This is a genomic window from Bhargavaea sp. GQ12 (genome assembly GCF_059758705.1).
Genome location: NZ_JCAXEU010000003.1, coordinates 156,594 through 175,709, shown reverse-complemented (window position 1 = coordinate 175,709; position 19,116 = coordinate 156,594). Strand labels below are relative to the sequence as shown.

18 protein-coding genes and 1 other annotated feature are annotated in these 19,116 nt (G+C 54.5%); of the genes, 15 read left to right on the top strand and 3 right to left on the bottom strand.

Annotated features, from left to right (window positions below; all coding sequences use genetic code 11):
* Window positions 1–76: 76 nt before the first annotated feature.
* Window positions 77–826, top strand: a complete 750-nt coding sequence (locus tag AC6CHQ_RS04315; RefSeq protein WP_251238543.1) for a prolipoprotein diacylglyceryl transferase — start codon at window positions 77–79, stop codon at window positions 824–826.
* On the opposite strand, the gene AC6CHQ_RS04310 is transcribed toward AC6CHQ_RS04315, so the two are convergent.
* Window positions 785–976 (bottom strand): YszA family small membrane protein, encoded by a 192-nt coding sequence (locus AC6CHQ_RS04310; RefSeq protein ID WP_092051433.1) that lies wholly within the window; start codon window positions 974–976, stop codon window positions 785–787. The two genes, AC6CHQ_RS04315 and AC6CHQ_RS04310, sit on opposite strands and share 42 nt — an antisense overlap.
* Before the next feature lie 62 nt (window positions 977–1,038).
* Window positions 1,039–1,262, top strand: a binding site (T-box leader).
* Window positions 1,263–1,309: 47 nt separating this feature from the next.
* Between AC6CHQ_RS04310 and AC6CHQ_RS04305 the strand changes: the two genes are divergently transcribed.
* Together AC6CHQ_RS04305 and AC6CHQ_RS04300 are read left to right on the top strand one after the other, a co-directional pair.
* Window positions 1,310–3,964 (top strand): valine--tRNA ligase, encoded by a 2,655-nt coding sequence (locus AC6CHQ_RS04305; protein ID WP_498080956.1) that lies wholly within the window; start codon window positions 1,310–1,312, stop codon window positions 3,962–3,964.
* Window positions 3,965–4,287: 323 nt separating this feature from the next.
* Window positions 4,288–5,265, top strand: coding sequence for a nuclease-related domain-containing protein (locus AC6CHQ_RS04300; protein ID WP_498080955.1), 978 nt, complete (start codon window positions 4,288–4,290; stop codon window positions 5,263–5,265).
* Between the two features lie 182 nt (window positions 5,266–5,447).
* Here AC6CHQ_RS04300 and AC6CHQ_RS04295 read toward each other — a convergent pair whose 3' ends face one another.
* Both AC6CHQ_RS04295 and AC6CHQ_RS04290 read right to left on the bottom strand, forming a co-directional pair.
* A complete protein-coding gene (locus AC6CHQ_RS04295; protein ID WP_498080954.1) occupies window positions 5,448–6,245 on the bottom strand; it encodes an ATP-grasp domain-containing protein in 798 nt (265 codons plus the stop codon).
* Window positions 6,242–7,105, bottom strand: a complete 864-nt coding sequence (locus AC6CHQ_RS04290) for an ATP-grasp domain-containing protein (RefSeq protein ID WP_251238545.1) — start codon at window positions 7,103–7,105, stop codon at window positions 6,242–6,244. Before AC6CHQ_RS04290 ends, AC6CHQ_RS04295 begins: the two co-directional genes overlap by 4 nt.
* Window positions 7,106–7,180: 75 nt before the next feature.
* Between AC6CHQ_RS04290 and AC6CHQ_RS04285 the strand changes: the two genes are divergently transcribed.
* The 12 genes from AC6CHQ_RS04285 (at window position 7,181) to AC6CHQ_RS04230 (ending at window position 19,112) form a co-directional block, all read left to right on the top strand.
* Window positions 7,181–8,365 carry a bifunctional folylpolyglutamate synthase/dihydrofolate synthase gene (locus tag AC6CHQ_RS04285; RefSeq protein WP_498080953.1) on the top strand — a complete coding sequence of 395 codons (1,185 nt, stop codon included), beginning with the start codon at window positions 7,181–7,183 and terminating at the stop codon, window positions 8,363–8,365.
* 80 nt (window positions 8,366–8,445) lie between these two features.
* Window positions 8,446–10,149 carry a GGDEF domain-containing protein gene (locus tag AC6CHQ_RS04280; protein ID WP_498080952.1) on the top strand — a complete coding sequence of 568 codons (1,704 nt, stop codon included), beginning with the start codon at window positions 8,446–8,448 and terminating at the stop codon, window positions 10,147–10,149.
* A gap of 18 nt (window positions 10,150–10,167) precedes the next feature.
* A complete protein-coding gene (locus AC6CHQ_RS04275; protein ID WP_498080951.1) occupies window positions 10,168–11,862 on the top strand; it encodes a GGDEF domain-containing protein in 1,695 nt (564 codons plus the stop codon).
* A gap of 121 nt (window positions 11,863–11,983) precedes the next feature.
* A complete protein-coding gene (locus AC6CHQ_RS04270; RefSeq protein ID WP_498080950.1) occupies window positions 11,984–12,472 on the top strand; it encodes a prepilin-type N-terminal cleavage/methylation domain-containing protein in 489 nt (162 codons plus the stop codon).
* Window positions 12,469–12,963 (top strand): PilW family protein, encoded by a 495-nt coding sequence (locus AC6CHQ_RS04265; RefSeq protein ID WP_498080949.1) that lies wholly within the window; start codon window positions 12,469–12,471, stop codon window positions 12,961–12,963. Before AC6CHQ_RS04270 ends, AC6CHQ_RS04265 begins: the two co-directional genes overlap by 4 nt.
* Before the next feature lie 122 nt (window positions 12,964–13,085).
* Window positions 13,086–14,276, top strand: a complete 1,191-nt coding sequence (locus AC6CHQ_RS04260) for a hypothetical protein (RefSeq protein ID WP_498080948.1) — start codon at window positions 13,086–13,088, stop codon at window positions 14,274–14,276.
* A gap of 95 nt (window positions 14,277–14,371) precedes the next feature.
* The gene (locus AC6CHQ_RS04255; RefSeq protein WP_498080947.1) at window positions 14,372–14,989 is read left to right on the top strand and encodes a hypothetical protein; all 618 of its coding nucleotides are present in this window, start codon (window positions 14,372–14,374) and stop codon (window positions 14,987–14,989) included.
* 156 nt (window positions 14,990–15,145) lie between these two features.
* Window positions 15,146–16,063, top strand: a complete 918-nt coding sequence (pilM, locus tag AC6CHQ_RS04250; protein WP_498080946.1) for a type IV pilus biogenesis protein PilM — start codon at window positions 15,146–15,148, stop codon at window positions 16,061–16,063.
* A 3-nt stretch (window positions 16,064–16,066) separates the two neighbouring features.
* Window positions 16,067–16,936: an ICP22 family protein gene (locus AC6CHQ_RS04245; RefSeq protein ID WP_251238557.1), complete on the top strand. Its 870-nt coding sequence runs from the start codon at window positions 16,067–16,069 to the stop codon at window positions 16,934–16,936.
* On the top strand, window positions 16,933–17,610 hold the full coding sequence (locus AC6CHQ_RS04240) for a pilus assembly protein PilO (RefSeq protein ID WP_498080945.1): 678 nt from the start codon (window positions 16,933–16,935) through the stop codon (window positions 17,608–17,610). Before AC6CHQ_RS04245 ends, AC6CHQ_RS04240 begins: the two co-directional genes overlap by 4 nt.
* A gap of 2 nt (window positions 17,611–17,612) precedes the next feature.
* Window positions 17,613–18,368 (top strand): prepilin peptidase, encoded by a 756-nt coding sequence (locus AC6CHQ_RS04235; RefSeq protein WP_498080944.1) that lies wholly within the window; start codon window positions 17,613–17,615, stop codon window positions 18,366–18,368.
* Window positions 18,369–18,455: 87 nt separating this feature from the next.
* The gene (locus AC6CHQ_RS04230) at window positions 18,456–19,112 is read left to right on the top strand and encodes a hypothetical protein (protein ID WP_498080943.1); all 657 of its coding nucleotides are present in this window, start codon (window positions 18,456–18,458) and stop codon (window positions 19,110–19,112) included.
* Window positions 19,113–19,116 lie beyond the last annotated feature (4 nt).

The following is a 19,116-nucleotide window of genomic DNA, read 5'->3' as shown; positions in this document are numbered from 1 at the left end:
CGCCCGTCTTCGCCATATTGGAGCCTTTGGATGCATATATTGTTTTATGCGCGAACATACAGAGGAGGAGAGGCAGATGGCGAAGTCGGCATGGACGATGGAGCAGACGTTCCGCTTTCCGCAGGGATGCGGAGAGCCGGTGCGTGCGGAATCAGTGAATGTGACACCCCAGTACACGGACGAGCATACGGAGAATGCCTACCGGCTGACCGGTATTTATCACCTGACGTGCATGGCGGTGTTTGACGGGGAAGGGGGCACTCCCGAGCCGGAGGGTGCGACGATGATCGAGGAGATCGACCTGAGCGGGGAGACAGGTTACTTTGAGTATGCGGTTCCCCTTTATATCGACCTTCCGGCAGAGACGGGCGACGGGGCATCGATAAAAGCACAGGATGTCCGTGCTCATGTGAATGAAGACGGGGCGCTTTGCGTCACCTGGAAAGTGGATTGCCTGTACGGTGACAATATAGATGATGAATCGGATGAAGCCCAGGCAGCAGCCCCGAAAGCGGAAGTGTTGGAGACAAATGATGAATCGTCGTCCCGGCCTGAAAGCAGCAGCCACCGCAGGGAGGCGGTTCCGGAACTGGCCGTTCGCGAGGAGTCGGAATCTGCATCAGTACGTGCTGCTGCCGAGCCTGAACAAAGGCAGCCGGTGGCCGTCGCAGTGAGCCCGGAAATACCGCAGGCAAGGGCCGATGCGTCCACGAAAAACAGCCCGGATGAGGTCAGGGCATTCATCTCGGGCCTCGAAGATACGTATACCGTCTTTTCCTATCCTTCATATAAAATCCTTGTAAAACGCGACACAGAGTCCGATTAACAAGATCAGCAGAAGAAAATCGCCAGTAGTCGGCACAAACAATGTGCGGATCAGCTGGAACACGGTGATCGGGATGATGATCGCCTTGCAGTAAAACCGGATTTTTCTGAGGCATGGCGGCAGGAGCCACGGGTTATAGTTCTTTCTCAAATGGGACACCTCCTTTCGTATTGACGGGCGGTTGCCGGTTTTGTACAATAAATGAAATGGATAACGATGCAGTGAGCGGGAAGAGTAGGACCGGATGTTGTCCGGAGAGAGGGAGCGGCTGGTGAAAGCTCCCGTCAGCGCCGTCCGAAGTCGCCCGTGAGCAGCCTCCGCGAACCGAGTAGCGGAGTGCCGGTCAGACGACCGTTATCGTTTTGAGCGCCGGCCGCTCTTGTTTTGCGTGCCGGAACTAAAGGTGGTACCGCGAAGTCAGCCCTTCGTCCTTTATAGGACGGAGGGTTTTTTGATTTCCCGGAAACAAAGGAGGAAGAAGACATGGAACAGAACGGCCAGCAGGAAACGTCTCTGCCGACAAAGTACGATCCGCAGGCAATCGAGCAGGGCAGGTATGAGTGGTGGGTCAACGGTAAATTCTTCGAGGCGCAGCCGGAAAGCGGCAAGGAACCATACACGATCGTGATTCCGCCGCCGAACGTCACGGGCAAGCTCCACCTCGGCCACGCCTGGGATACGACACTCCAGGATATCCTGATCCGCATGAAGCGCATGCAGGGCTATGACGCTCTTTGGCTTCCGGGGATGGACCACGCCGGGATTGCGACACAGGCGAAGGTTGAAGGGAAGCTAAAAGAAGAGGGCAAGAGCCGCTATGACCTCGGCCGCGAGAAATTCCTTGAAGAGTCGTGGAAATGGAAAGAGGAATATGCCGGGCATATCCGCCAGCAATGGTCAAAACTTGGCCTTGGCCTGGACTATTCACGTGAGCGCTTCACACTTGATGAGGGGCTTTCGGAAGCGGTTCGCACCGTCTTCGTCAAGCTCTATGAGAAGGGCCTGATCTACCGCGGTGAGTACATTATCAACTGGGATCCGCAGACGAAAACAGCGCTCTCCGACATCGAAGTCATCTATAAGGACGTACAGGGTGCCTTCTATCATATGCGCTACCCGCTCGCAGATGGCACGGGGTCGATCGAAATCGCGACGACCCGTCCGGAGACGATGCTCGGGGATACCGCAGTTGCCGTTCACCCGGAAGATGAGCGCTACAAGCACCTGATCGGCAAAACGGTCAAACTGCCGATCGTCGGGCGCGAAATCCCGATCGTCGCCGATGACTATGTCGAGATGGACTTCGGTAGCGGCGCGGTGAAGATCACACCGGCCCATGACCCGAACGACTTTGAAATCGGCAATCGCCACAACCTGGAGCGCGTCCTTGTCATGAATGAAGATGGCTCGATGAACGAGCGCGCAGGCAAGTACCAGGGCATGGACCGCTTTGAGTGCCGCAAGGAGATTGTGAAGGATCTTCAGGAAATGGGTGTGTTGTTCGAAATCGAGGAACACATGCACTCGGTCGGACACTCGGAGCGGAGCGGCGCGGTTGTCGAGCCTTATCTGTCCACGCAGTGGTTCGTCAAGATGGAGCCGCTCGCTGAGGCCGCAGTCGAGCTGCAGAAGGGCGAGGAAAAAGTAAACTTCGTTCCGGAGCGCTTCGAGAAAACGTACCTGAACTGGATGGAGAACATCCGCGACTGGTGCATTTCCCGCCAGCTCTGGTGGGGCCACCAGATCCCGGCCTGGTACCACAAGGAAACGGGTGAAATCCACGTCGGCATGGAAGCACCGGCAGATGCGGAAAACTGGAAGCAGGACGAAGACGTCCTCGACACATGGTTCTCTTCCGCTCTCTGGCCGTTCTCCACGCTGAACTGGCCGGATGAGGACAACGAACTGTTCAAGCGCTATTATCCGACGGACGCGCTTGTGACCGGCTATGACATCATCTTCTTCTGGGTGTCCCGGATGATCTTCCAGGGACTTGAATTCACCGGCAAGCGCCCGTTTGATGACGTGCTGATTCACGGACTTGTCCGCGCAGAAGACGGCCGCAAAATGTCCAAGTCGCTCGGCAACGGCGTCGATCCGATGGATGTCATCGATCAGTACGGCGCGGATTCGCTGCGCTACTTCCTCGCAACAGGCTCATCGCCTGGGCAAGACCTTCGCTTCTCAAACGAGAAAGTGGAATCCGTCTGGAACTTCGCGAACAAAATCTGGAACGCGTCCCGGTTTGCATTGATGAACATGGATGGGCTGAAGTTTGAGGAGATCGACCTGTCGGGCGAAAAGTCCGCGGCGGATGCGTGGATTCTCACACGCCTGAACGAAACGATCGAGACAGTCACGAAGCTTGCAGACAAGTACGAGTTCGGCGAAGTCGGCCGCGCGCTGTATAACTTCATCTGGGATGACTTCTGCGACTGGTACATCGAGATGGCGAAACTGCCGCTGTACGGGGAAAACGAAGCGGCGAAGAAGACGACCCGCTCGATCCTCGCCTACGTTCTCGACAACACGATGCGCCTGCTCCACCCGTTCATGCCGTTCATCACGGAAGAAATCTGGCAGAGCCTGCCGCACGAAGGCGAGTCGATCGTCGCCGCCAAATGGCCGGTTGCCGATCCGGCGCTGTCCGACGAACAGCGCGCAGGCGACATGAAGACGCTCATGGATGTCATCAAGGCAGTCCGCAACATCCGCGCCGAAGTGAATACGCCGATGAGCAAGAAAGTCGCACTCGCAATCCGCACGCACGATGACACGACACAGGCCGCGCTGGAAAACAACCGCGCGTATCTAGAGCGCTTCTGCAACCCGGAGACGCTTGAAATCAGCCGCGACCTGATTGCACCGGACAAATCCATGTCCGCCGTCGTCACGGGTGCCGAGCTCTTCATGCCGCTCGAAGGCCTCATCAACATTGAGGAAGAGTTGGCACGGCTTCAGAAGGAACTGGGCAAGTGGCAGGGCGAGCTGAAACGCGTCGAAGGCAAACTCTCCAACGAACGCTTCATCTCCAAAGCCCCAGAAGCCGTCGTCGAAGAAGAACGCGCCAAACAAAAGGACTACCAGGATAAATACGACTCCGTCCAAAAACGCATCGCGGAGCTGAAAGAGATCTGAATATGAATAAGGACCCCCGCCGGCTTGAGCTGGCGGGGGTTTTGGGTGGATGGGGCGTGGTGATGAGGGGATAGTGTACTTTCACGAGGGGATAGTGTACTTTCGCGGCATGATTGTGTACTTTCGGGAATGAATGGTGTACTTTCCCGCGTTCTAAGTGTACTTTCGACATTCTGAGTCGCCTGAAAATCAATTTTGATCCGCGTTCGTGACGTCAAAATTCAAAGATGGAACCACCTATTCCCAAGGGAGCTTGGTCATGCTAAGCTCAAGAAAAACTAGGGAAACGGGTGAGAAAAGTAAGTATACAGGAAACCTTGTTGATGGAATTTGCTCTCCAGCAGGCAGTGGACAGGCTCCCGCCCGGAGATTTGACCCGCGCAGATAAAGAGCAGTCCTTAAGTAACCTCCGTGCAGGTGTTTCAGGGGAAAAACGGATCTTTGAAACAGTCTGCTCTGTCATGCTTCCAGATGGTGTGGTTCTGATTCAAAATCTGGCGCTGCCCCTATTGGGTGGTATGCAGTTCCAGATGGATCTCGTTATCGTGGCAAAAAGCGGAATCCTGCTGATTGAATCTAAGCAGATTGCCGGCAGGCTCCGTTTTCATCCAGTTCCGGCCGAATTGCGTAAAGTGGATGAGAACGGAGAAATCCAAATTGTCTATGACTGTCCGTTGGCCCAGTTGGCTGATCAGAAGGAGAATCTTCTTCAATGGCTCAGGATGGAAGGCTATCGTGTTCCGGTACTGGGAGCCGTGGTCTTTGCCAACAACCCGATCATTGAGGAAATTGGACAGGATGCCCCTGTATACAAAATAAGGGAAGTACGAAATCTGGTTAGGCGACATCTGGAGAGAAAATCAGTTATCAATGACGAAGATGTCATGGCCATTTCGGAAACCATGAGAGAGCACGCACAGTCTTACTTGCCGTTTCCGCTCCAGCATCCCAATCGCTCTGCTTATTTCACCGGACCGATTTGTCGTCATTGCAGGAAACCATTGAAAAAGCAATCAAAGCGGACATGGTATTGCGATATTTGTTTGCTGTCGGATGGCGATCCTTACCTCGTGACTTTGTTGGCATGGTTTATTCTCATCCGAAAAACGATCAGCCCTCGGGAAATGATGAACCTTTTCGATCTAAAAGCCCATAAAAGCGTCAGAAACCTGATGATGCAATTGCCATTTGAGAAAATCGGCTCCGGCAAGACGATTGGATATCAGGCAGACTATGGGCTGCTTGTAAATACCGAAGCTGTGACCCAACTGATGGGTGAATGGCTGGCATCAGAAGAGTAGAAGGAGACTGTCTGACCACAGCGAATTGCGAAAGTACACTAAGCGGTGCCGAAAGTACACTAAGCGGCAGCGAAAGTACACTAAATCAAGCCGAAAGTACATCAAGCGCTCCCCAAAGTACACATACTTCCATCCCGACACCCCCCCGCACCCAAAAATCCCCCGGCCTGCCCGCCGGGGGATTAGTCATTCAACTTCATCTTAATGTGCTGCATGAGGACGTCGGCGATGTCGACGTCACTTGTTTCGTATAGTGATCGGGCACCGACGGGGTCTTCGATCTCGTTAAGGAGGAAGCCGCCGTCGGGGAGGAGCAGGAAGTCGACGCCGATGTAGTCACTTTTCAGAGCGCGGGTGATGCGCTGGGCGGCCCGGACCATGTCGGCCGATGGCATGTGCGGGTCGACGCGGCCGCCGAGTGTGAAGTTGGATTTGAACCCCGAGCTGCCGGTGCGTTTGACGGCACCGGCGAGTTCGTTGCCGACCATGTACAGGCGGACATCAGCGGCGCCGGATTCGATAAAGGGCTGGCCGATGATGCGGCGGTCCATGAAGCGGGTGAAGAACCAGCCGGCTTCCATTTCGTCGAGGACGCGGGCGACTTCGACACCGCCGTGGCCGTCGACGGTTTTCAGAACCGCCGGATAGGTATCCAGCTCGTCCGGGCTTTCGACAAGGCGGCTCGGGACTGCAGGAATCCCGAGGAAAGTCGCCAGCTGATAGGTGGCGAACTTGTCGTTGGCGATCTGGTTGATCTGCGCCCGGTTGAAAAGCCGGTGGCCGGCATTCTCAAGTTCCCGGGCGAGTTTCGCGTTGCGTTCCCGGAAGATGATGAAGTCAGCGTCCGCCGAAAGGTCGTCGGGGTACATCGAAAGGGTGAGGACAAGGCCCGTTCGCTCGGCTGCCAGCTTCAGGAGCTTGATGAAGCTGACATTGCGGGCTGCCTCATCGGGACGGTAATAGACGATGCCATGCTTCATGGCAATTTCTCCAGTATGTATTCGATCATCGCTTCCGCCACATTGATGCCGGTTACGTTATAGATGTTCCGGATGTGCGCCGCTGCATTGACTTCGCACACAAGCGGTCCGTCCTGTCCGAAAAGGAGGTCGACGCCGGCGAATTCCGCTCCCACTGCCCGTGCGGCTTCCAGGGCAAGACGCTGCTGGTTTTCCGTAAGCTCGATCGGTTCCGCAACGCCGCCATTCGTAATGTTCGCCCGGAAGTCTGTTTCGGAATGCCGGTACATCGCTGCGACAATCCGGCCGCCGACCGTGTTCACCCTGATATCACGGCCCCGGCTTGATGCGATAAATTCCTGGAAGACGAAGTCGACACCGCGCAGTGACTCCACCTTTTCAAAAAATGCCTCTTCGGTTTCGATCAGGTACACCTTGGCGCCGAACGAGCCATGGCCTTCCTTGATGATCAACGGCAACCCGAAATCAGCGAGGACACGCTCGAAATAGCCGGTCTCCGCGATGGAGAAGGCGGGGTAGACCTTCGGCGCAATGACTGTCCGCGGCATCGGGATCCCTTCCGCCGCGAGCCGGATGTATTGCTTGGCCTTATTGTCGCATGTCTCGATCACTTCCGGATCATTGAACACCGGAATGCCGGACGCTTTCAGCCAGGTGGCCAGCAGAATGTCTTTGTCCAGGAACACGACAAACGAAGGCTTTGAACCGATGCCCCGCTGCAGATCCATCATGACCTCATAGTTTTTCCGGACGTCGGCGCGCACTCCTGCACGCTCCGCCGCTTCGGCGACAAGCCGCGCCTGGTCCGCAAATTTATCCGATATGAGGCTTCCATTGTAAATGACCCAACAACTCTTCATCGCTCTTCCTCCACTTGAACCGCGCTCTACGCTAAAATGAATTCATCACAAGTTTACCACACGGAGGAGACGGCATTGATTCCAAAACTGGATTTCTACCAAAAGAAGCACGAACTGATGAGCGCGGATGAGATCCGTCCCGGGTTGGAGGCGATGGAGCGATCGCTCGCTCAACTCAACAACCCCGAAAAGCATCTGCGCTATATCCATGTGGCCGGGACGAACGGCAAGGGATCGACGGTGGCGTTCATGGACTCGATCGCCCGTGCGCACGGACTGCGGACCGGATCTTTCACCTCTCCCGCGATGTCCGACCTTCATGACCAGATCCGAATTGACGGACGTCCAATTACAGAAAATGAGGCCGACGCGGCATTTGCCGAAATGAAAAAAGCGGGAATATCAGGCCTGCTGACGGATTTTGAACTGCTCACAGCAGCTGCTTTCCTCGTCTTTAAGAACCAAAAGCCCGATATCGTTTTCCTGGAAGCCGGCATGGGCGGGCGCTTTGACAGCACGAATGTCATCGTGCCGGAAGCATCCGTCATCACGTCGATCGCCTTGGACCATACAGGGTTTCTAGGCAACTCAATTAAAGAGATCGCCTGGCACAAGGCGGGAATCCTTAAGCCGGGTAAACCGGGAATTATCGGTCGGCTCGAGCCGGAAGCGATCGAAGAGGTAAGACAAGCCGCTACGGAAGCGGCTGCGCCACTCTTTATATATGGAAAAGATTTCAACGCAAACCCGGGAATCACTCCAGGTCTCTCAGGCCCTCATCAGGAGATCAATCTCGCACTTGCAGTGGAGGCGCTGAAGGCGGCAGGGGTCGAACTCGATGCAGTTAAACTCAAGAAAGGAGCGGAAACCGCTTTTCTTCCCGGAAGATTTGAACAGATCCGGCCGGGCGTTTTTCTGGACGGTGCGCACAATCCGGCAGCTGCGGAAGTCCTCGTCCGGACAATCCGGGACAGATTCGGTGAGGAAACGAAAGTCCATTTCATGGTGGGGATGCTTTCGAATAAAGATTTCCGCAGTGTGATCCGGATTCTTGAGCCGGTCGCACAGTCGTTTTCGTTTATCGATTTCGACCATTCAGGGGCGTCGCCTGCTCAACTGCTTGCCGCCTCCACAAAACTTCCGTCAACTCAAGTGGACATCAGCCAGATCCGGCAGGGCAGATGGACCCAGGACGCTTCCCCCATGATCGTGACCGGCTCCCTATACCTGCTCTCGGAACTCCGTCCACACTTCCTATAATTTTTTGAAAATTTGAAGACATAGATTCTAGGATTTGGTAAAGTGTAGATTAGTGGCATGAAACGTGGAGGAGGGATGGGATGGTCCGCATCGGTAAGCCAGTGCGGCTGGCAGTGATTATCGCCTGGCTCCTTGTCGTTCCGGCGGGATTCGTGTGGCTCTGGTATACCAGGGAACCTCTGGATTCCGTTAGCTTGTCAGTCCTTTTTGCAGCCACACTGCTTGCGATGGCGGCCGTTTACTTTCCGGTCAGCCGGAACGGGATTCCGCTTTCGCTTGTCGGCTGGCTGACACTTCCGGCATTTTTTCTCGGGGGGATTTTCGCGGAAGCGGCCATGATGCAGATCGCAGTCCTGGCTGCAATCCCGGGCAACAAAAAAAGCCCGGATCCTCTCCATCGGTTTTTCTTTAATTCGCTGATGTTTTTCGTCTTGTCTGTCGTGTCCGGTGCCGCTTTTTATGCTGCAGGAGGCGTCACCAAAGGCATCGGCTTCACTGAACTCGTCCTGCCGGCAGCCGTTTATCTTACTGTCCATACGTTTGGGAATATCGGCTTTATCCATCTGTACCAGAAGCTGATCGGAAACCCGTACCCGTTCCGTATCAGGCTGATCAGGCAGGATTTGATGGCGGCTCTTGTCGTGTTCCCCTATGCGCTGTCGGCGTACTATCTGTATCTTTCGATCGGAGCGGCCAGCCTGCCAATCCTCGCTATCCCGTTTTTCAGCTTTATCTTGCTGATGCGGCTGTATGATACGACGGAGCGGGTCAATGAGATGCTTGCCCAAGCCGCCGAACTCGGTCACGGGATGTCAGGAAAGCTGACACAGCCGGAAGTGCTGGACCTGTTCGTCCGGAAAATTCCGGAGCTCGTGCCCGTGGATTTTCTTAATATCTATGACATCAGGAACGGACGGGTCGAACCCCTGAAGCTGATGGAAAACGGGGAGATGCTCGTCAACATCACCCGCAGTAAAGGCGAAGACACGGGCATCGGTTCCATGGTCTATCATTCCAGGAAGGGCCGGCTGTTCGGAAGCCGGGAGGAATGGGAAGTTTTTTCGGACGGGTCCGTTCATCCTGATGCGGAAAGCCTGATCGGTGTGCATATCGTCCGAAATAAAACGGTGGAAGGCGTTTTGACGGTAAAGTCAAAGCGGCCATACGCCTATGAAGAACATCATCTGCGGGTGCTGGAGCTGCTTGGTTCGTATCTGGCAGTGGCGCTTGAAAAGTCGCGTCATGTTCAAAAGACCGTCCGGGAAAGTGAACGCTGTGCGCTCACGGGACTGTACAATTACCGTTACATGGAGACGGCGCTGCACCGGTATGTGGATCAGGTGAAGCGCCGGGAGTCGGAAGCACTTTCCTGTGTCATGCTTGATATCGATCATTTCAAGAAGATCAACGACATTCATGGGCATCAGGGCGGAAACACTGTGCTGTCAGAATTTGCCTGGCTTCTGCAGGAGCGTTCGGACCCATCATGGACAGTCAGCCGCTATGGCGGTGAAGAATTTGTCATCCTGATGCCGGGTGTGAGCAAGGAGAAGGCAATTACTTTCTCGGAAGCGTTCCGCAGGGAGGTCGAGGACCATGCCTTCACGGTCGACCCGGACGGTGATGCCGGACCTGCTTTGATCCCGGTCACCGTCAGCATCGGAGTCGCCGCAGCGCCGGCGGACGGGGATAGCGCCATGGGACTGATCCGGAATGCCGACCGCGCGCTCTACACAGGGGCCAAGCAGGTCGGGCGCAATAAAGTGGCCGCTTATACGGGGTGAAACGGGGGAGTGAACACAATGCAAATCGGGAAGGGGGAGCGGGTTTCACTGCCGTTGGCCTGGCTGGTGATCGTGCCCGGGGGGATGGCCATGCTCTGGCAGCTTGGCGATGGTATCGATGATTGGCTCGCGTATGCCATCATGGCGGGCGCGGCAATCGCCACCGGGCTTTTTCCGCTGGAATTCAGAAACATCTCAGTATCGTTCCAGCAGTGGCTGCTGATTGCCATCTTTCTGAGATTCGGCGCCGGCGCGGAGGTGCTGGCTTCACAGCTGGTCGTGCTCGCTTCCGTCCTGTTCTCCAGGTCGGCCCTGCCGCCGGTCCACCGGTTCGTCATCAATTCTCTGATTTTCTTCGTCTCTTCCGTCTTTGCGGCGAGTGTTTTCTTTCTGGCGGGAGGGATGACCGGCAGTTCGTCTGTTTCGCATGTGATCGGCTATGGGCTGCTTTACACGGTCGCCTATCTCGCGGCCAATCATTTTTGCCTCTATGCTGATTCGAAATGGTTTGGCAGGCCCTACCACTTTCGTTCGAGGGAGACCCTCTGGGACGGAGCATCCCTTCTTGTCATTTTCCCGTTCGGGGTCGCCGCCTATTTCATGGAGCGGACATTCGGCCCAACAGGTCTGATTCCGATCCTGATCCCGTTCTTTATCGCTCTCGTGTTCGCAGGCCGGTACAACACGAGCGAAGGAGTGAACCGGAGACTCGAGTCCGCTTCGAAAACTGGCTATGAACTCGCAGGAAGGCTCAACAGCGAGGAGCTGATCCGTCTTTTCATCCACAGGATCCGTCAGACGCAGGGAGCGGATGTGGTCTACCTGATCGAATCGTCCGAAGGCCGGCTTCTCGCTACAAACGCCTGGGAATCGGATCAGCTGACGAAAAATCCACGACACCTTATTTTTGACGACAAGAGCAGGAACGGCTTTGGCTGGATCAGGCCTTCTGTCTATGGTACTGTCCGGGAATGGAAAAAGGAGCTTCCATTCAGTATGCCTGAGGGGATCGAAAGTGTGATGATCGCCCCTCTTCTGAACGAAGAAGAGCTTTCAGGATATGTAGTGACAGGAGCTTACAGGCGCCACCTGTTCACCCGGGAAGATGTCCAGATTTTCGATCTTCTCTGCACCCACTTCACCGTATCGCTGGAAAAGGCGAGATATGTCGAGAACGCCGCGTCGCACAGCGAGCGCTGTCCGCTGACCGGGCTGCACAACTACAGATGGTTCGAACGAGAACTCGACAGGCGGGTGCGCAACGTGAACGGCGGCGTTCTCAGCCGGCTTTCCCTCATCATTCTGGACATCGACCACTTCAAGCGGCTGAACGATACATATGGCCACCAAAGCGGCAATGACATACTCGTCAGTCTTGCAGCCATCCTTGAAAAAGAAACCCATGGAAAGGGAGAAGTCGCCAGGTTCGGAGGAGAAGAATTCGTCATCCTGCTTCCGGGGTGGTGGAAGGAAGAAGCCGTGGCCTTCGCGGAACGGCTCCGCAAATACATTGAGGACTCGGTATTTGAGATCCGGCCGGACCTCGGTACGGAGCGGAAAAAGGAGTTAGTCGGTATCACCGCAAGTTTCGGTGTCGCCAATGTACCGGAAGACACGGACGAGCCGATGGACCTTCTGAGAAATGCCGATCGGGCACTTTATGTCGGCGGAAAACAATCCGGCAGAAACAAAGTCGGCGTATACCAGGGATGACAAGACCGGGAAACCGGTCTTTTGTTGTGTCGAAACTCCGACACTGGGGAAAAGGAAAATGACAACCACTGTCGAATGCAGGATAATGAAAGTAGATTGATAGAGTTTGGGAGGGTGGAGGATGAACACACGGGCAATCAAGAACAATCAACAGGGCCTGACCCTTGTTGAAATCCTCGCCACCCTCGTCATCATCGGCATTGTTTTCATCGGGATCATGGCGATATTCCCACAAATGACGTTGTTCAATGAACGGACGGAAGTGAAGTTGGATGCGATGAATATTGCCAGAAACGAAATGGCACTCCTCAGGCAGCTTGAGCCTGCGCGATTCGATCCGAGTGCAATTGATGCATTCGGTGATCTGAACACACAAGCATCCAATTTGAACACCATATCCGGTACCGGTGGTGTGATCATGCTAACCTATCAGATTCCCGGGGGTTATTTCATTGAAGCCAGTATTTACCCTGCAGATCCGGATGAGGAAATTGGAAACGTGCATCTTCATAAAGTTCATCTTCAGGTCAGCGAAGGCAATCCCCAAAGGAGAGTTTCCGAAACCTACGGTTACTTAAGAATTCCGATGCCGGAAAGTGGTTCATCATGAAGAATATTAGAAATCAAAGAGGTATGACGCTTGTTGAGCTGATTGCGGCTCTCGCACTCGCAGGCATGCTAATCGTAATTATCATGACTATCTTTTCAATTGGAACGAGATATCAGTCACATGAAACAAAGCAACTCGACTTGCAGCAGGAAATGAACTTACTCACAGTCAGGCTTGTTGAAAATCATCGGATCGGCGACTGCTATACCTTAGTTGCGGAGAACGGTAGACTTGTGTCCAAGGTTTACCGACGTGAAGGGGATGCCCGTGATGGTGCCTGTACGAATGATGAAAATGGCACAACACTCATTCTATCGGAACGAGTCCAGACCGAGGCTTGCCGATATCAGACAGATGGCGGTTGCGGCTTAGCGGGCGTAATTGACCCGCTCACAGAAAATGTGAGGCTGAACGTGAAACTGCGTTCGGGTAACTCGAATCTTGAACAAGATCTGACGCTCAGCCGTTTTAAGGAAGGTGAACTGAGGTGAATAAGCTTCGGAACGAACAAGGCTATACGCTCATCATCGTCCTATTAATTATCACACTCCTCCTGGCGTTTGCCGCCACTTTCATGGCGACATCCATGAATCACTCGCGGCAGGAACTAACAGTGGAGTCAGGAAATCAGGCCGTCGCGGCTGCTGAAATGGGTGTGCAGTATTTCACCCTTCATATCGACGAACAAATCAGCGATGCGTTTATCAAAGTCCGAAATGATGTCATCGAACCCATGATCGGACAGCTGGATATGTGCCTGGAAAATGGGGGTTCCTATGGCAGTGTCCAATGCTCAAATCAGGAGGAGTTTGATGCTTATATCCGTTCAATCATCTCTGAATCGGACAGCCGCTATCGAGAAGAAATACAAATGCTTTACCCCGAATCACCAACTCCCGGAGATCCTGCTTCTACAAAGACATTCCAACCGGATGGAAGCGAGGTCCGATTTTACCTAAACAGATACATCCCTCAGCCCGGTGACACGCCTGACGAAATAAAACTGGAATTGACCATTGCCGGTGAAGCTGACGAACGGCAGGAAGAACTAAGGACCACTGTCCTGATCAGCGTTCCTGACTTTATCCACTTTATCAATGATGATGATCCGGAAGATGAAGATGATTTTATAAAACGGGATATTTACGAAGTGCTGTTCGCACGGCCGATCGCACACCAGAAATGCCTGCCGCTGTCTTCTCTGACTCCCCCTTATAATTGCAATTTGGGAACATCCACTTTTGGAGAACTGATTGCGGCGGATTCTTCCGGCACCCTGCTGCCGAAACTGAACGTATTGGTTGAGGATTTTGGAACAGCAGTCTGCCGAGATAAAAACTGCACTCAAAACCTGCACGGAATGACCATCTATGCCGGAACGTCCGAAGAGGATGTGTCGGTCATGGAGCAAAACCTGAACAAGCTGCAAAACTTCACCCTTGTCCAGGAAGGAACGTTGGATTTCGAGAAAAACGCCAACAACTCAGACGCCAATTTTATCGTAGGCTCCATTACTTCGGAAGGTAATCTCAATAATATTGATGGCTATATACTGGTCATGGGGAATCGGGATGGAACGGGAACATTTGATTTCGATAAGAACTTTAAAACCGACAGTGATGGTAAGGTCTGCTTGAATCTGGACGGTCTCTCCACTATTGACGGCAACTATAATACAGGAATACAGGCGGAAGTTCTGGTGAGCTCGTTTATTTCTCATCTCAAGGAAAGACGTTTCCTGGCGGTGCAAGGTTCAATGGGACATTGGAAGAGTTTGTTGAACATTGTACAGGGTCGCCCATAAATCTGATTGAATTCACGGGTGATCTCCCCGCTGTCGGAACTGATAATGCCGTAGTCGAAGTAAGGGTGGACTATTAAATTGAAAGGAGGCCCGACATGCTGGATTACATTTTCCTTCTGGTTGCCGCTATCATCATTTTTCCTGTCCTCTACTATCTGATGACCCGGGGAAAGGCGGGAAAAGCGATGGTCATCATGGCGGCGGCGGGGTTCGTGATTGCGCTTGCCGGCATTTATATCCAGAACCATTTTGCGTTCTATTATTCCGCACTCGCGATGATTGGCCTGTCGTTTGCCGCGGCGGTGCTGATCGCCAACCGGCTGCCGGGCGAGACGGTCACCGAAGGCGTACCGGATGAGCTGTCCGAGCCGATCCGGCTGGAAGATGAGCGGCTTGCCACTGATGACGATGAGATCGCCGTCGCTCCTGAAGACGTCCGGGCCGGCATCCTGGCGGAGGACTCTGACATGATCGAGCCGGAGGGCTACCGTGAAATTGTCCTCCCCGGCATGGCGGATATCGAGCACCCGCCCGAAGATCTTCAAATGGATCATTCAGTTGGTACCGAAATAGAAGACGGTGAACTTGAAGTTCTGACCGACCTGGATACACCGGAGGTTGACTTTGTTCCGGAGACAGTCGAAGAGGCAGTGTCACCGGATCCGATTGGAGATGAGGTGCAACTGCAACATATTCGGGTGATAAAACAGTGACTTTCACAAATGCGACAATCGAATCCATAAACGCTGATGATCAAAGCGGAAGCCAAGATACAATTGCAGATATTACGGCTACTGTCGAAGAAGTAGAAGGTGATTAATAAACTGCAAAATCGTAATTTATAAAAGACAAATATAGGAGCTGACAAAATGCCCAAAAACCCATTCCGCCGCAAACAACGCATTACCTCAATCACCATAGAAGAAGACGCCCTTCGCTACACCGAGCTCCGCTCCACCGACCCGCTCATCATCGAGCGAGCAGAGGAACGTCCGCTCCCGGAAGGCATCATCTCCGAAGGTAAGGTAAACGATCCGAATGCGTTGGAAGAGGCGGTGGAGGGGGCAGTGAAGGATTGGGGGCTGCGGCGCAAGCGCGTCCGTTTCCTCGCTCCTGATCAGTTTGTCATCATCCGAAAAGTGGAAACCCCGGCCGATGTCCCTGAAGATGAGCTGAAAGGCTACTTCTTCATTGAGATCGGCTCTTCTTTGTATTTGCCGTTTGATGATCCGTTGTTTGATGTGGTTCCGTTCGACAGCGAAAAAGAGGAGAAGGAATCGATCATCATTGCGTCGAAAGAAGAGATTGTACGTCAGTATGAGCGGGCGCTTGACGAAGCGAAGCTGAAGCCTGTCGAATGTGACATTGCACCGCTTGCGCTTTATCGACTTGCTTATCAGCAGCATGACCTGGAAACACACCGCAATGTGCTGATCGCGGATTTCCGCGGTAATGATCTGACGGTGTCGACTTTCCACCGGCATCAGCCACTGTTTATGCGGTCGGTTGACATGGATGAGGATGGCTGGACGGCGGAAGCCGCTTTCCGGGAAATTTCCAAACTCATCAATTTCTATACATACAACATGATGGACGGCAACGAGACAGTCGATTGCCTTCTCATCTCAGGCGACTGCAGCATGACCGAAGAACTGTCCCGGATGTTCCGGGACCAGATGCGCCTGGAAGCCGGATGCATCCGGAAAGATCGGATTGAAGACGCGGCCGGCCGAGAAGTCCCGGACCGGTTTGACCGGGTGATCGGACTGGCATTGAAAGAGGTGTAGCGCTTGCTCGTTGATATTAACTTACTTCCCGAACGGGACAGGGAACGATCAAAAGCCCTTATCCTCTCGCTCGTCATCCTGATTTCGGCGATGCTGTTATGGCTGACGTTCTTTATTATGGCGAACCGGAATGCGGATGAGGCGGAGCGGCTGGATGTCCGGACGCAGGAGATGCGCCTTGCGGGGGCGGAGATCCGCTCGCGCATGCAGGGAACGGAGACGATGGCGGACCGCGAGCAGCTTGAGCTGACAATCGGATGGGCGGAAAGCTACCAGTTTCCGACGGCTCCGCTTCTCAGGCATCTCGTTTCGTTGCTGCCCGCCCGCGGATTTTTCGTGGACTATACATATACCGGGCCTCATACGGCCGACCTGTCCGTCCAGTTTGACCGGTACGAGCAGGCCGCCTACTATCTGGCGAGGCTGAAGGCGGCGACGCCGGTCGAGAGTGCAATCCTGAACGATGTCAGCGCCGCGCCTCTGGAAGAGGAAACCGATGAAGAAGGAAATCCGGTGGAAACGGACGGCGTTGTCGTGCCACGCTATATTGCCGCCTACACCATTGAATTCGTCGACCCGCGTGTACCTGCGGAAGGGACGGCTGAGGAGCCGGCGGACGCGAGTGAGGGCGAGGCGGCAGAAGACGGCACCGATACCGATGTCAACGTTGATAATGACATCGATGTGAATGTGGAACAGGACGGCTCCGGCCAAACCGGTGAAGGCCAGAACGAAGGCGGAGGAACAGACGGCAGTCCCGATTCAAATGCCGGAACTTCACCGGAAGATGTTCAGCCGGACCGCGCCGACACTCCTGCAGATGATGGTACGCCTGCCGAAGACGGCCAAACAGAAGGGGGCGACGGACAGTGAACCGATTCAACATGAACCGGAAAGAGACGATCCTCGTCGTCCTATCGGCGCTGTTCCTGATCGCACTCGTTCTGTACTCGTACTTCCTGCTGTTTCAGCCGGCGAGGGAAACCAGGCTGCAGGCTCAGCAGACGCTGCAGACCGAGCGCCAGGTGCTGTCCTCGCTCCAGCAGCAGGCCGCGGGCGAAACCGAAAGCGAGCCGGCAAGCACCCTGCCGCTCCAGCGCCGTGTACCAGTGAGCCCTGCTGAAGAAGTCGTCCTGCTTCAGGTCGGCAAGGCAGAAGTGGTGTCCGGTACGGAAATCCAGAATGTGGCGTTCTCAACCGGGGAAATGGTCATCGAAAATCCGCCGGAGGGTGTCGCGAGTGTCAGCGAGCTGTTGACGACGGTGCAGATCCTTTCACCGGACTATGGCGGCATCCTTACGTTCATCGAGGAAGTCGAGCGGCTGGAGCGGATCACGGTCACCAATTCGGTCACATTCTCCGGCCCGCCGGAGCGTACCGAAGAGGCCCAGGAAGACGAGCCGATCGCGATGGAGATCACGTTCTCCTCATTTTACCGGCCCGATCTCACCACGCTTGAAGGCGAGACGCCGACCGTACCGGCTCCGGCGCCGTCTCTGAAAGATGATCCATTCCCGTTTGATGACGATACGGAACAGGAGGACTGACTGTGGACTGGCTTTGGGCGCTGATGTTTTTCATCTACGGCCTCGTGTTCGGGTCGTTCTATAATGTGGTCGGCCTCCGGGTTCCGGAAAAGCAGTCGATCGTCCGGCCGCCGTCCCACTGCCCGTCCTGCGGGCGGCGGCTGACGGCGGCCGACCTTGTGCCGTTTTTCTCGTTTGTGTTCCTGAAGGGCAAGTGCCGCGGGTGCGGTTCAAAAATCCACTGGGTTTATCCGGTGATGGAGCTACTGACGGGAATCGCCTTCGCGCTCGCTTATCTCCGGTTCGGTTTTACCGGTGAACTGCTTGTGTCGCTGCTGTTCCTGTCGCTTCTCGTCATCATCACGGTGTCAGATATCGCCTATATGCTCATCCCCGACAAGATTCTTCTTGCGCTCGGCATCCCGATTCTGTTGCTACGGATCGCGCTTCCGACAGATCCTTGGTGGGACGGCCCGGCCGCAGCGCTGATTTTGCCCGCACTTCTGTTGTTTATCGCCATCGTATCAAAAGGCGGCATGGGCGGGGGCGACATCAAGCTGTATGTCGTAATCGGGCTAGTGCTCGGGCTGACGAATTCATTTCTTTCATTGTTCATTGCAGCACTTGTCGGTGCGGTTTCGGGGTTCATCATCCTAAAGAGACAGGGCAAGGGGAGGCGCACGCCGGTGCCGTTCGGGCCTTCGATCGCATTTGGTGCAACTGTCGCCTATCTTTACGGGAACGACATTGTCGGCTGGTATCTGAACCTGTTTGTTTAACCCGATAAATTCTGTGGACAAGACGACAGCCGTCTTGTCCTTTTTCATCGTCCGGCTGGTATCGTTCCTTATAAAAGGGGTGGTGTCATGCGGTTACGGAAAAAGTATTCGCGCGGGGCGATTGCAATGGCTATGCTGCACGGCTTCCTGATGGGGATCGGAGGCGTGCTGCTGTTCGGTTTCATCGTCATGTCGGATGACAAAAAATCGGAGGGTGCAGAACCGGCCGAGTCCGGAGAAACGGTGCCCGCCGGGACGGAACCGGCTGAGGAAAAGAAAGGGGAAGGGGATGAGGCGACGGGCAACCGGAAAACGATGTTCTTCGCGATCCAGCACGGAATGTTCTCGAGCTATGATGCGGCAACCGGATTTTTGTCCGGGCAGGCCCAGCTGGATAAGGCCGCGATCGTCCGTGTGGCGGACAAGTTCTATCTCTGGTCGTCGATCCATCTGACGGATTCTGATGCGAGGGCGTCTGTCGTAAAGGATACGTTCGTCAAGCCGTTCACCGTCGATGCGGCGGCATGTCCTGCGGAGACGAGCGGAAAACTGCCAGTTTTGCTGGCCGGGCAGAAAGCGGCAAATTTCAATTTTGGGGATGAGACAAAAGACGATGCCCTTCCTGACGCCTGGAAAAAGAATGTCGGTGCCGTACAAGGGATTACCGACGATCCGGCGGTGATGAGGCTCCATCTGGTCAGCCATTATGCCGAAGCGGCGGAGTGTCTTAAAATCGAATTTTAAGCCA